Annotated in this window: 13 protein-coding genes and 1 other RNA gene; 9 read left to right on the top strand and 5 right to left on the bottom strand. The window is 54.2% G+C overall.

Annotated features, from left to right (window positions below; genetic code table 11):
* Positions 1–2: 2 nt before the first annotated feature.
* Positions 3–1,082, bottom strand: a complete 1,080-nt coding sequence (locus tag DWB84_RS01900; protein WP_187408066.1) for an HlyD family secretion protein — start codon at positions 1,080–1,082, stop codon at positions 3–5.
* A 508-nt stretch (positions 1,083–1,590) separates the two neighbouring features.
* Positions 1,591–1,947, bottom strand: a transfer-messenger RNA (tmRNA) gene (gene ssrA / locus DWB84_RS01895).
* A gap of 105 nt (positions 1,948–2,052) precedes the next feature.
* Here ssrA and DWB84_RS01890 point away from each other — a divergent pair.
* A complete protein-coding gene (locus tag DWB84_RS01890; protein WP_187408065.1) occupies positions 2,053–2,985 on the top strand; it encodes a hypothetical protein in 933 nt (310 codons plus the stop codon).
* 83 nt (positions 2,986–3,068) lie between these two features.
* On the opposite strand, the gene smpB is transcribed toward DWB84_RS01890, so the two are convergent.
* Positions 3,069–3,551 carry an SsrA-binding protein SmpB gene (smpB, locus tag DWB84_RS01885; RefSeq protein ID WP_187408064.1) on the bottom strand — a complete coding sequence of 161 codons (483 nt, stop codon included), beginning with the start codon at positions 3,549–3,551 and terminating at the stop codon, positions 3,069–3,071.
* Positions 3,552–3,708: 157 nt separating this feature from the next.
* Here smpB and DWB84_RS01880 point away from each other — a divergent pair, with 157 nt between their 5' ends.
* Genes DWB84_RS01880 through DWB84_RS01870 form a run of 3 tightly spaced genes read left to right on the top strand, consistent with a single transcriptional unit; the run spans position 3,709 to position 5,878 of the window.
* On the top strand, positions 3,709–5,079 hold the full coding sequence (locus DWB84_RS01880) for a sodium-dependent transporter (protein WP_187408063.1): 1,371 nt from the start codon (positions 3,709–3,711) through the stop codon (positions 5,077–5,079).
* 9 nt (positions 5,080–5,088) lie between these two features.
* Complete coding sequence (locus tag DWB84_RS01875; protein ID WP_187408062.1) at positions 5,089–5,532, top strand: type II toxin-antitoxin system RatA family toxin; 444 nt, start codon at positions 5,089–5,091, stop codon at positions 5,530–5,532.
* A gap of 22 nt (positions 5,533–5,554) precedes the next feature.
* On the top strand, positions 5,555–5,878 hold the full coding sequence (locus tag DWB84_RS01870) for an RnfH family protein (protein ID WP_187408061.1): 324 nt from the start codon (positions 5,555–5,557) through the stop codon (positions 5,876–5,878).
* A gap of 45 nt (positions 5,879–5,923) precedes the next feature.
* Here DWB84_RS01870 and DWB84_RS01865 read toward each other — a convergent pair whose 3' ends face one another.
* On the bottom strand, positions 5,924–6,328 hold the full coding sequence (locus DWB84_RS01865; RefSeq protein WP_187408060.1) for an outer membrane protein assembly factor BamE: 405 nt from the start codon (positions 6,326–6,328) through the stop codon (positions 5,924–5,926).
* Between the two features lie 127 nt (positions 6,329–6,455).
* Between DWB84_RS01865 and fur the strand changes: the two genes are divergently transcribed.
* Complete coding sequence (gene fur, locus DWB84_RS01860) at positions 6,456–6,863, top strand: ferric iron uptake transcriptional regulator (RefSeq protein ID WP_187408059.1); 408 nt, start codon at positions 6,456–6,458, stop codon at positions 6,861–6,863.
* Positions 6,864–6,888: 25 nt separating this feature from the next.
* Here the strand turns inward: fur and recN are convergent, their stop codons facing one another.
* Positions 6,889–8,541 carry a DNA repair protein RecN gene (gene recN, locus DWB84_RS01855; RefSeq protein WP_187408058.1) on the bottom strand — a complete coding sequence of 551 codons (1,653 nt, stop codon included), beginning with the start codon at positions 8,539–8,541 and terminating at the stop codon, positions 6,889–6,891.
* Between the two features lie 159 nt (positions 8,542–8,700).
* Here recN and grpE point away from each other — a divergent pair, with 159 nt between their 5' ends.
* The 4 genes from grpE (at position 8,701) to DWB84_RS01835 (ending at position 13,355) form a co-directional block, all read left to right on the top strand.
* On the top strand, positions 8,701–9,270 hold the full coding sequence (gene grpE / locus DWB84_RS01850) for a nucleotide exchange factor GrpE (protein ID WP_187408057.1): 570 nt from the start codon (positions 8,701–8,703) through the stop codon (positions 9,268–9,270).
* A gap of 157 nt (positions 9,271–9,427) precedes the next feature.
* Positions 9,428–11,353 (top strand): molecular chaperone DnaK, encoded by a 1,926-nt coding sequence (gene dnaK, locus DWB84_RS01845; RefSeq protein WP_187408056.1) that lies wholly within the window; start codon positions 9,428–9,430, stop codon positions 11,351–11,353.
* Between the two features lie 201 nt (positions 11,354–11,554).
* Positions 11,555–12,670, top strand: coding sequence for a molecular chaperone DnaJ (gene dnaJ / locus DWB84_RS01840; protein ID WP_187408055.1), 1,116 nt, complete (start codon positions 11,555–11,557; stop codon positions 12,668–12,670).
* A 106-nt stretch (positions 12,671–12,776) separates the two neighbouring features.
* Positions 12,777–13,355: a DUF502 domain-containing protein gene (locus DWB84_RS01835; RefSeq protein ID WP_187408054.1), complete on the top strand. Its 579-nt coding sequence runs from the start codon at positions 12,777–12,779 to the stop codon at positions 13,353–13,355.
* Positions 13,356–13,369 lie beyond the last annotated feature (14 nt).

Genomic DNA, 13,369 nt, shown 5'->3' with positions numbered 1-13,369 from the left:
CCTTACTCCGGCACTCGCACGGACAAGTTCTGCGGCCACTCGGCTTGCGGGTTGAGCTTGATCCAGGCCACGCCGGGCAGGCCGGTTTTAACCTGGGCCAAGTGCTTGCGCAGTAACTCCTGCGGAATCTGCGCGCGCACGCGGAACATCAGTTTTTGCCGCTCGCTGGCGGTTTCCACTGTTTTAGGGGTGAATTGCGCAGTGCTGGCGACAAAGGAAATGGTGGCGGGAATCACAAATTCGGGAGCGGCATCCAGCACTATGCGCGCCTCAGCACCAATGGCGACACGGCCAGCGACCGTTTCGGGCAGGAAGAAAGTCATATATACGTCGGACAGGTCAATCATATTCAACACCCGACCACCCGCGCCTATCACCTCACCCGGCTGAGCCACGCGCACCTGAACCCGGCCGTCGCGCGGGGCGCGCAATTCGCTGTCGCGGATGTCCACCTCGATACGTTTGATAGTCGCCGCAGCCGCCTCCACACTGGACTGCGCACCGATGACCTGCGCCTTGGCGACTTCCACTGCTGCCTGGGCAGAAGCCACCTGGGCTTTGGCCGCCGCCAGCGCCGCCTCTGCACCGCGCACCCGCGCCTGGTCATCATCCAATTGCTGAATCGAGGTATTGCCCTCCTTCGCCAAAGCCTGAGAACGTTTCAGCCGCCGCTGCGCAGCATCCAGCCCCGACTCGCGCTGACGCACCAACGCCAGCACCGCCGTCATATCCGCCTCCCGCAACGTCACCTGCGCTTGCGCCGCTGCCACCGAATGCTCCGCCTGCTGCTGCATGGCAATAGCCTCATCCCGCTGAGCTATAAGCGTTTCCAGCTGCATCTTGGCCAGCAACTGACCGGCTGCAACAAACTCGCCTTCACTGACCAAAATCTCTTCAATGCGCCCGGCAAACTTTGTGGCAATATCAATCTCCGTCGCCTCAATCCGCCCATTCCCACCAACAAACCCCTCCCCCGGCCCTCCATCCATCAACCGCGTCCACCCCCACCAGGCCAGCACCACAGCAACCCCGGCGACGGCGGCAATTAAGAATTTTTGCTTGGAAGTTGAAGAGGTAGTCATGGGCGTTAACCTTAACGGGTTAATAAACAGGAAGCGGAGTCATTCATTTCACAAATGGCTTATATAGATGCTAGCTGCCATGACGTGAATTAGTGAAACGAGGCAATTGAAACACCATTTGATTCGGCGTCTCTTTACTTAAGTCAAAGCATTGGTATTTGCCCCCATCCCCTTAACCCTTTGATTTTAAAGGGATCAAGGAATCATTTTCACCAAAAGATGTCCTATTGCGGACATCTTTTAGTGAAAATGACACCGCGATTAGCGGGGCTTTGTGGGGTTTGGTGGAGGCGGCGGGATTGGACGCGAGACCATCCCTGGTCTCGCCCCTGCGGGCGCCTCTCGGCGGTCCAAAACGTTCCTGACGTTTTGTGAACCCTGCGCTGTTGATTCGAAATCCCGCCGCCTCGACAAATTGCTCCTGCTTTGTCTACCTCCTGCACCCCTGCAGTCGTCCACCAAATCCCGCGCAAAAAAAAGCCTCGCGGATTGCGAGGCTTTGTGGTGTTGGTGGAGGCGGCGGGATTTGAACCCGCGTCCGCCAGCACGCAATCCGCGGCTCTACATGTTTAGGTTCCGTCTATTGATTTGACTCTGGGCAGCCCGGCGGGCAGGACGCTCAGAGCGAGTTTGCTTAGGTTTAGCCTGACAACCACAAACCGAGCGGGCAGGCGATCCAGTTCTATATGACAGTCAATACCGCGGTACTGGCACCTTGGCATCGACCGCTAGCCGGGATTAAGCGGCTAGAGCGTATGAATCGTCGTTTGCGACTATTCAGTTACAGCTTTGGATTAAGGTGATTCGCTGTCATCACCACATGCACCTTGGACCTTGTCACCGGCGTCGAATCCTAATCGCCCCCAAAAGGGTTAAATCGGTCGAACAGTATAAAGGTATTCCATCTTTTTGTCGTGACTTGGGTAATATTGGGGTTTCGCCTAATTCTTCAAGTCTTGAGGTTGCAGTTATGAAGTTCACCCGCTCTCGACTCGCGATTGTGCTAGTCCTGGGTGGCATTCTCCTACTTCCGATCCTTTTCCGCATTCCCAACCCCTATGGCAACCAGGTGATGCAGGAAGTTCACGAGACAAGCCATACGGTTCTATTTTTTTTCGCGCAATTGGCATTGATGCTGATCGTCCACAAGCGCAGGCCGGAGTGGCCGCTCGGCTACATCATGCTAGGCACGGCACTGGTGTGCGTCTTCCTGGGAGGGGTGATTGAGCTGATTCAGCCCTACTTTCACCGCAGTCGCAGCTTGAAGGACTTGGGCAGGGATATCTGGGGCATTTTGGCTGCGAGCGGGTTGTATTTCGGCTGGCAGCTGCCGCGCAGGGCGCCTTTGCTGAGAAGCCTGGCAATCGGCGTTTCCTTCCTGGCTTTTGCCATTGCATTTACCCCAATTGTGACCGCCGCACATCGTCATTGGGTGCGCGATAAGGCATTTCCGCTGCTGATGGACTTTGATAATGCAGAGATGCGCAAATCCATTGGCCGCGCCGAATATGGACGCATTAAATTTGTACCCGCCCCCGCTGACTGGGAGGGCAACAATACCCTCACGGCGGAAGTTTTGATGCCGAAGGATACGCGCTGGTCGGGTTTTGTGTTGTACAACCCCAGTCCTCGCTGGACTGGTTTCAGTCAGATGGCATTCGAGGTTTATTCACCACTGGAAAAAACCATTCGCATAGCCGTGAACCTTTACAGCGTCGAGACCCGCAACAATTTTCTGCGCTACCAGACCTTTGATGTTAAACCGGGCTTGAATAGGTTTGCGTTGAACCTCGGCGACAGTGAGAAATTGAAAGCCCATTACATCAACCGGGTGCTGTGGTATTCGATTACCCCGGAACGCGACATTACCTTGTATTTCGACAATATCCAGCTGGTGAAGTGAGGAGCAAAAGCCTTTTAAGCCATATCCAAAAAGTTGGATTAACTTGGAAGGCTTTCTGCAGATATTTAAGGAGAATTGAGCGCTTAGGGCGCCGGATGGCTCATCACGCGTTGTTTTTCGCGATTCCAATCGCGTTCTTTTTCGGTATCGCGCTTGTCGTGCAGCTTTTTACCTTTGGCGAGTGCGATTTCGCATTTCACCAAATGGTTTTTCCAGTAGAGCGCTGTTGCCACAACTGTGTAGCCTTTTTGCTCGACGGCTTCACGCAGGCGGTATAACTCCCGCTGTTTCAGCAGCAATTTGCGCGTGCGTGTGGGATCTGTAACGAAATGGGTGGACGCAGTGGCGAGCGGTTGAATCTGCGAGCCTAACAACCAGGCTTCTCCATCCTTAAAGATCACATAGCTGTCGGTGAGCTGTCCTTTGCCCGCGCGCAAGCTCTTGACTTCCCATCCGGTCAAGGCAATGCCGGCCTCAATCCGCTCTTCAATGAAGAAATCGAATTTGGCGCGTTTGTTAAGAGCGATGGTGCCGCCCTTGGATTGATTCTGGTTTTTGTTCGACATAGGCCGCGCATTATAACGAGTGCAGGGATTTCCGCCAGAAGCACCTAAAGGCCGGGATCTAAAAAGGAGCTGGTTTTGGTCTATACAACTTAAGGGGGTACAATGCGCTGCATTTCGCTTAAGCCATGCGATACATAAAACTCATAAGAGGCTACCAATGGATCAACGAGGGATTCACGGTGAATGGGCCAGCCGCTGGATATTTATCCTGGCAGCCACCGGCTCCGCAGTAGGTTTAGGGAATATCTGGAAATTCCCTTATATGACAGGTGAAAACGGCGGCGGTGCTTTCGTACTCGTCTATCTCATTTGCATAGCTCTTATCGGTATTCCTGTCATGATGGCGGAGGTGTTGATCGGCAGGCGCGGCCGTATGAGCCCGATCAACTCCATGAGGTATGTCACCAAAGAAGCTGGTCTGCCCCGCGGATGGATTGGCATTGGCTGGATGGGCGTGGTCGCTGGCTTGATGATCATGGCCTTTTACAGCGTGGTGGCAGGCTGGGCACTGAGGTATGTCTGGACCACTGGAACCGGCAGTCTCACGGGGATGGAAGCAGCTGCTATCGGCGAGCAATTTTCCGCACTTCTGGCCGATCCCAAACAATTATTTCTCTGGCATAGCGTGTTTGCCTTGATGACCGCTACTGTGGTGGCTCTCGGCGTCGAACGCGGCCTGGGCTCGGCGGCCAAACTTATGATGCCGCTGTTGTTTGCTTCACTGATCATTCTGGTGATTTACGGCATGTTCCATGGGGATTTTGCCAGTGGATTTCACTTTTTGTTTGATTTTGAAGTGAAGCGCCTTACTTGGGATTCGGTGCTCAAAGCCCTGGGGCATGCCTTTTTTACCCTGAGCCTCGGCATGGGAGCCATTATGGCCTATGGCGCCTATATGCCGGCCAATGCCTCCATCGGCAAAACGATCATTACAGTGGGGATTTTGGATACAGTCGTAGCCCTTACTGCAGGCCTGGCGATTTTCCCTCTGGTGTTTGCCAATCCGCCATTACAGCCGAGCGCTGGCCCCGGTTTATTGTTTGTCTCACTTCCTATCGCCTTTTCCTCCATGCCTTTCGGCGATATTTTCGGCACCATATTCTTTGTCTTGATCACTTTGGCAGCCTGGACGTCTTCGGTATCTCTGATAGAGCCAGGAGTCGCCTGGATGGTGGAAAGCAAAAAATTCCGCCGCGCTCCTGCAACCTTCCTGCTTACCGGGATTTCCTGGCTGCTGGGCATTACCTGCGTGTTGTCATTCAACGCACTGGCGGAGTTCAAACCCTGGTTTTTATTGTTCAAAACCCCCTTCGATTTTCTAGACTTTATGACTTCGCAACTTATGTTGCCGTTAGGCGGGTTGTTTATCGCCGTGTTTGTCGGCTGGTTTATGAATAAACAAATCGTCGAACGAGAACTCAATGCAGAAGGGCATGCGTTGTTTGACGCTTGGCACTTTGTAGTGAAGTTTATCTCTCCGGTGCTGGTCGGACTGGTGATGGTGCTGACCCTTATCGATAGTTTTTAAGGATTTTGTGTGAGCAAAGTTATTCAGTGCAGTGCCTTGGTACCTTACACAGCGCAGCAAATGTTCGACCTAGTAAACGATATCGAAGCTTATCCTTCCTATATGAACGGCTGCGCTGGAGCCAAAGTGCTGCAGCGGGGGGACAACTCCATCACTGCGCGACTGGATCTGGAAAAAGCCGGGCTACGCCAGAGTTTCACCACCCGCAATACATTGCGCACACCTTCCAGCATCACTATGGACTTGGTCGAAGGACCGTTTAAGAAGCTCAAGGGACTTTGGCAATTTAAAGAAATGGCGAGCGGCAGCTGTCAGATAGAATTCCGCCTGGAGTTTGAGTTTGCCAACTTTCTGTTAGGTCTGGCGGCGGGCAAACTGATGTCTCAGCTGGTGAACGATCAGGTGGGCGCTGTATGCCGGCGCGCGCAGGCGCTGTACGGCAAAAAGAATTGATTGATCTGAAACGATACGAAAAATGAGCGATATAGAAAGCATTTCGGTGGAAGTGGTATACGCCCTACCCCACAAGCAAAAGATCATTTCCCTGCTGGTGGAACCCGGCACGACTGCCTATCAGGCAGCGGTGAAGTCGGACATTACCCAGCACTTTCCCGACCTTGATCTAGAGAATGCGCCTATGGGCATTTTCGGGCAGACCTTGGGAACCAAGGGTTTGGCACCGGCAAAACAGTATGTGCTGCAGGCTGGGGACAGGGTGGAGATCTACCGACCGTTGACATCCGATCCGAAAGAAGCGCGCCGTAAACGCGCAGCTAAAAGTGCTTCCGCAGAAGAATGAACTAAGGGCGGTGCCAACCGCCCTTAAAGAACACCGAGGGTTAACTTAGCCTTCGGTTTGCTTCGCATCTTCGATATAGCTCTCGTCAGTGGGAGCGTCCACGTTAGGCTCGTAGTCACCTTCATAACGCACCAACTTGTCTTCTTCGAAGTAAACCGTAAAACGGCGTTTGCGCAGAATGTCGTCTGCTTTGCGTACTTCGTAGATGTAATCCCAGCGATCTTCGTGGAAGGTATCCACCAATAATGGCGATCCCATAACAAACTGGACCTGACGTTTCGTCATGCCGACTTTCAGCTGGTCCACTTTCTTCTGGTCAATAATGTTCCCCTGCTGCACTGCGATACGGTAGACGCCAGGAAATTTCAAGTAAGAACAAGCACTTAATCCCGCGCTCAACACCAGAACAACAATCGACAGAATACGAACAATAAAGGTTTTTTTTTGCATATCAGGGTTCCAGAAAGGAATGCGGGGGGGGATAATACCCGATCGTTCAAGCGCGACAAAAGGTTGGGATTTACTCCCGCTGGCTATTTGTCCTCTTACACTGCCTTGATTGACGAGGAGACCCAACATGACAGAAAACCAGGAGCTGCGCAAAGCAGGACTCAAAGTCACTCTGCCACGCGTAAAGATCCTCCAGTTTCTGGAAAATTCCAAAGAACGCCACCTCAGCGCGGAAGATGTCTACAAAGCCCTTTTAGACTCCGGCGAGGATGTGGGACTGGCAACGGTTTATCGGGTGCTGACCCAATTCGAACAAGCCGGGCTGGTGGAGCGCCACAACTTCGACGGCGGCCACTCGGTGTTTGAATTAGATAGTGGCCAGCACCACGACCACCTGGTCTGTGCTGAAACTGGGAAAGTGATTGAATTCCACAGCGAAAAGATCGAGCAGCTGCAACTGGAGATAGCCGCTGAACTCGGCTATGAATTGACCGGCCACAGCCTAGTGCTGTACGGCAAGCCCATCAAAAAATAATCACCACACCATCAAAAAATAATTTTTATACCCCCAGCATTTCCCTGGCGTGCGCCAGGGATTGCGGGGATTCGACTCCGCCGCCCATCATCCGGGCAATTTCCACTACCTTCGCTTCACCCTCCAAACGGGATATCGCGGTGCTCGCGCCTTTCTTCGATACGGTTTTTTCCACTTTCAGATGCTGATGCGCCTTGCTGGCCACTTGCGCCAGATGGGTCACACACAGGATCTGCGCCGATTCGCCGAGCTGGCGCAACATCTGGCCGACGACGTCGCCCGTGGTGCCGCCAATTCCTGCATCCACTTCGTCGAAAACCAAGGTGGGAATGATGGAGGTTTTGGCCACAACCACCTGGATGGCCAAACTGATGCGCGACAGCTCACCGCCGGAGGCGATTTTGGCGAGCGGTTTGGCTGGCTGGCCCGGAATGGTGCTGATCAGAAACTCCACGGTTTCGGCACCCCAGCGCCCCGGTTCTTTCTGCTCGCGCAGAGCAATCTCAAAGACCGCATGGCCCATCGCCAAAGCGGCCAATTGTTGGCCGACCGCTTTGCTCAAGGCTTTGGCGGCTTTGGTGCGCGCACCGCTCAGACGCTGCGCCAACTCCCGATAGTCCGCCAGGGCTTTTGCGCTGGCCTCTTCCAATTGCGCCAACTGCTCATCGCCACTTTGTAAGCCCTTGAGTTCCAATGCCAGCTGTTCATGCAGTTCCGCCAGGGCTTCCGGGGCCACTCGGTGTTTGCGGGCGATTTCATAGACGGTGGACAGGCGCTGCTCGATTTCGAACAGGTTGTCCTCCTGCTCCTCGAAGCCCGCCAGCTCCCGGTGCAATTCGCTATGCGCCTCCTGCACCTGAATCAAAGCGCCCTGCAGCATGGATTCGACTTCGGCGAGACGCGGTGATTTGAAGGGCAAGTTGTTGAGCAGGTGCAAGGCGCGATGCAACCGGTCGGCCATGGAGTCATCGCTTTCGTTGCACATATCCGCTACGGCCTGACAGCTCTGCTGAATCTGCGCGGCATGTGCGAGCTGGCGCTGGCGGCCTTCCAGGTTTTCCACTTCGCCCGGCGCCAGACCGAGCTGATCCAGCTCTTCTACTTGGTAACTCAACAATTGATGACGGGCATTTAATTCGGAGCTGTTGGTGCGCACACGTTCAGCGGCGGTTTCCAGTTCCTGCCAGCGAACAAAGGCGGCTTTTACTTGCTCGACCAGATCCTGGTGGCGACCGTAGTCGTCCAGCAGGCGTCGATGGGTAGCGGTTTGCAGGAGGGATTGGTGCTCGTGCTGGCTGTGAATATCCAGCAGCTGGTCGCCCAGCTCGCGCAGCTGTGTCAGGGTTACCAACTGGCCGTTGATATAGGCGCGCGAGCGCCCTTCCCCGGTCACTACGCGCCGCACTATGCAGTCATCGGCGTCGAGGTCGGCATCGCGCAGCCATTGCTGCACCTGGGTGAGACGGCTGATATCGAAACAGGCGGTAACCTCCGCCCGCTCCGCCCCGGCGCGCACTTTATCCGCCTCGGCGCGATCGCCCAGGGCGAGCCCCAGCGCATCCAGAAGAATCGATTTACCCGCTCCGGTTTCGCCCGTCAGCACGGTCAGGCCGGCGCCAAAATCCAAGCTCAATTGACTGACGAGAGTGAAATCGCTGACTTGCAGATGCGTAAGCACACGTAGGTCCCCAATCGGAAAAGGTGGTTATTTATACAGTAGTTCATTTCTCCACACCAGGAGGTATGGGATTCAATTACGACTTAGAAGCCCGCTCTTGAATGTCGCCGCCCCGCCCCCATTAAGACGCCATTCAACGCCCCTTAGGAGAATTACGACGTGAGCCAAGACCAGAATCCCTTGGATGAATTGCAAGACGATCAGGTAGACATCAGCTCAGCTGCGGATGATTCCGCACCGGTCACCGTGGAGTCGCTGCAAGAGCAAATCGAAAATCTGAAAAACGAACTGGCGCAGGCCAAAGAACAGAGTTTGCGCGTGCAGGCGGAAATGCAAAACGTGCGTCGCCGCGCCCAGCAAGACGTGGAAAAGGCCCACAAATTCGGTTTGGAAAAATTCGTCAGCGACTTGTTGCCTGTGGCCGACAACCTGGAGCGCGCGCTCGCTTCCACCAATGTGAGTGAAAATGTCGACCTCGCTGCTGTCGTCGAAGGTGTGGAATTAACGCTGAAGAGTCTGCTGGACACACTGAAGCGCCATCAGGTGGAGCAAATCAATCCCGAAGGTGAGCCCTTCGATCCGCAATTCCACCAGGCCATGACAGCGGTGGAAAACCGCGATGTAGAGCCCAATACGGTGCTCAACGTGTTTCAACGAGGCTACACCCTGCACGGCCGTCTGGTACGCCCCGCAATGGTGGTGGTTTCCAAGGCTCCTCAATCCAATTGAGAAAAAACACAGGTCGACCGCTTGAATTTGCAATAGCAGCGCCAATATTCACAAGCAAACGCTGAGCAAAGCAGCTGTTAACTGATCCTTTACGAATTTGATTAAACCTGGTTCCCCACACCAGTTGTGACAGGCGAAAGCCGCTAGGAGATTACACATGGGCAAAATTATCGGCATCGACTTGGGTACCACTAACTCATGCGTGGCCATACTTGAAGGCGATAAACCAAGAGTTATCGAAAACGCTGAGGGCGACCGCACTACGCCTTCCATTGTGGCGTTTACAGACGATGGCGAAATTCTCGTCGGTCAGAGTGCAAAACGTCAGGCGGTAACCAACCCGAAAAATACTCTGTTCGCGGTAAAACGTCTGATCGGCCGCAAGTACAGCGACGACGTTGTGCAAAAAGATATTTCCATGGTGCCCTACAAAATCGTGCAAGCCGATAACGGCGACGCATGGGTAGAAGCCCGTGGCGATAAAAAAGCGCCGCCGCAAATTTCTGCCGAAGTGCTGAAAAAAATGAAAAAGACTGCTGAGGACTACCTCGGCGAGCCTGTGACAGAAGCGGTTATTACTGTACCGGCTTACTTCAACGATTCTCAGCGTCAGGCCACTAAAGACGCCGGCCGCATTGCCGGTCTGGAAGTGAAACGTATCATCAACGAGCCTACCGCTGCCGCTCTGGCCTATGGCATGGACAAAGCCAAAGGCGATCGCACTATCGCGGTGTACGACCTGGGTGGTGGTACCTTCGATATTTCCATTATCGAAATTGCCGACGTGGACGGCGAACACCAGTTCGAGGTTCTTTCCACCAACGGTGACACCTTCCTGGGTGGTGAAGACTTCGACATGCGCCTGATCGAGTATCTGGCATCTGAGTTCAAAAAATCCAACGGCATAGATCTGCACAATGATCCGCTGGCACTGCAGCGTCTGAAAGAGGCGGCAGAAAAAGCCAAGATCGAGCTGTCTTCCAGCCAGCAGACCGAAGTGAACCTGCCTTACATCACTGCTGATGCAACAGGTCCAAAACACTTGGTGGTAAAACTGACCCGCGCCAAATTGGAGTCTCTGGTAGAAGATCTGGTTAAGCGCTCCATGGAGCCGGTAAAAACCGCTCTGAAAGACGCTGGCCTCACCGTCGACAAGATCAACGACGTGATTCTGGTCGGTGGTCAGACCCGTATGCCACTGGTGCAAAAATACGTAGCCGAATTCTTCGGCAAAGAGCCGCGCAAAGACGTGAACCCCGATGAAGCTGTTGCCGCAGGTGCGGCGATTCAGGGCGCGGTATTGTCCGGCGACGTCAAAGACGTGTTGTTGCTCGACGTCACTCCGCTGACTCTGGGTATCGAAACCATGGGTGGGGTGGCTACTCCGTTGATCGAGAAGAACACCACTATCCCGACCAAAAAGTCGCAGGTGTTCTCTACTGCGGAAGACAACCAGACTGCCGTTACCATCCACGTGGTCCAGGGCGAGCGCAAGCAGGCTTCTCAGAACAAATCTTTGGGCCGCTTCGACCTGAGCGATATCCCACCCGCGCCACGCGGTGTGCCGCAGATCGAAGTTACCTTTGACATCGACGCCAACGGTATCTTGAACGTATCGGCGAAGGACAAAGCGACTGGCAAACAGCAATCCATCGTGATCAAAGCGTCTTCTGGTTTGAGCGACGCGGAAATCGAAAAAATGGTGAAAGACGCTGAAGCCAACGCCGAAGCTGACCGCAAGTTTGAAGAACTGGTTAAGTCTCGCAATACTTTGGAAGGCTTGATCCACGCAACTCGCAAAACACTGCAAGAAGCTGGCGACAAAGCGACCGAGGATGAAAAATCCAAAATTCAGGCTGCTTTGACCGAAGCCGACGAAGTAGTGAAAGGCAACGATAAAGACAAGATCGATGCCGCTATCCAGAAATTGACCGACGCTTCACAAAGCCTGGCGCAGAAGCTCTATGCTGAACAGACCGCAGGTGCGCAAGCCGCCGGTGGCGACAGCGCTAAAGCCGGAGCCAAAGCGGAAGACGGCGTCGTAGACGCGGAATTCGAAGAAGTGAAGGAAGACCACAAATAACTTCCATCGCGACTTCGTTTTAAAAAGCAAGTACGACACAAAGCAGGGCACCGCCCTGCTTTGTGTTAAACAGAATTTGCATCAAGTGGAATTACATCCCGCGCGAAACCGGAAGCCGTTAAGCCGCTGTAGCGCAGGGCGAGAGGGAAAAATTTGGAATCCCTCTTCCAACATCAACCGTCACCTAAACAGTTGCGTCACATGTCGAAACGAGATTATTACGAGGTTCTAGGGGTATCGAAATCCGCGTCCGAGCAGGAGCTGAAAAAGGCCTACCGCCGGGTCGCTATGAAATACCACCCGGATCGCAACCCCGGCGATAAAGAGGCCGAAGAAAAGTTCAAGGAAGCCAGCGAGGCCTACGAGGTTCTGTCAGACGAGAACAAACGCGCCGCTTATGACCGCTTCGGACATGCAGGCGTGGAAGGCGCTGGCGGCATGGGTGGCGGTGCAGGTTTCGGCAGTTTCAGCGATATCTTCGGCGATGTGTTCGGCGATATTTTTGGCGGCGGCCCGCGCGGCGGCCCGAGCCGGGGTTCCGATTTGCGCTATACCCTGGAGCTGACGCTGGAAGAAGCGGTGCGCGGTACCAATGTCAAAATTCGTGTACCTACCCTGGTTTCCTGTAAAACCTGTGACGGCTCCGGCGCCAAACCCGGCACCAAACCTAATACCTGCACCACCTGCGGCGGCCACGGCCAAGTGCGCATGCAGCAGGGCTTCTTCTCGGTTCAGCAAACCTGTCCTACCTGTCGTGGTAAAGGCAAGGTCATTACCGACCCCTGCGGTGATTGCCGCGGCCGCGGTCGGGTCGAAGAAACCAAAACCCTCAACGTCAAAGTGCCACCCGGAGTGGACACCGGTGACCGTATCCGTCTGTCTGGCGAAGGTGAAGCGGGTGCCGACGGCGGCCCGAGCGGTGACCTCTATGTTCAGGTGTCGGTCAAACAGCACGAGTTTTTCCAACGCGAAGGTCGAGATCTCTACTGCGAGGTGCCGATCAGCATGATTGACGCCTGCCTCGGCGGCGAGCTGGAAGTGCCCACCCTCGACGGGCGTGTCAAACTGAAAGTCCCGGAAGGCACACAAACCGGCAAACTCTTCCGCTTGCGCGGCAAAGGCGTAACCCCCGTACGCGGCGGCTCACCCGGCGATTTGCTCTGCCGAGTCACAGTGGAAACGCCAGTCAACCTGACCAACAAACAAAAAGACCTGCTGCGTGAGTTGCAAGCCACCATGGCCGGCGACAAACACTCGCCCAAACAATCGAGCTGGTTTGAAGGAATGAAAAACTTTTTCGGTGATATGAAGCTCTAGACGCTTCGTCGAATTCGTAACTCTACTCACGCTTCTGCCGGCAGTCACCTGACTGCCGGTTTGCATTACGCTATGCTGAACAGCGTTTTGCCCGCCAGGTAAGCTCATGAAAACCATCGCCAATATTTTCATCAAAGGACTGCTTTTCACTCTGCCGCTTGTGATCACCTTTGGTCTGATCTACTGGCTGTTTGCCACCGCGGAAAGTCTGCTGAAAATCCCCCTGCAACTGCTGCTGCCGGAAGGCTGGTACGTCACAGGCATGGGCGTGGTATCCGCCACTGTTTTGATTTTTTGCGTCGGCTTATTGGTGGAAGCCTTTTTGATTCGCCACCTGTTCACCTGGTTGGAAAAAATCGTCGAGCGCATTCCCCTGGTCAAAACCCTGTACAGCAGCGCCAAGGACTTGATGTATTTTTTTGCTGGCGGACAGCAGAATCAAATGAGCCGCGTCGTCAGTGTGTCGTTTGACAATGGCATTCGCCTGATTGGTTTTGTCACTTGCGACGAAGTCAGTCTCAACGGCGACGATGATTTGATGACCGTGTATTTCCCTATGAGTTATCAAGTCGGCGGCTATATGGTTTACCTGCCGAAATCGCGCTGCGAATTTCTCGATATCCCCGTACAAAAAGCCATGCAACAAGTACTGACCGCTAACGTCAGACGACCGCAGAACACATAATTTTTCAAACCCGA

Source organism: Saccharophagus sp. K07 (assembly GCF_014336955.1).
GTDB lineage: Bacteria > Pseudomonadota > Gammaproteobacteria > Pseudomonadales > Cellvibrionaceae > UBA5868.
This window is presented reverse-complemented; position numbering and strand designations above follow the sequence as displayed.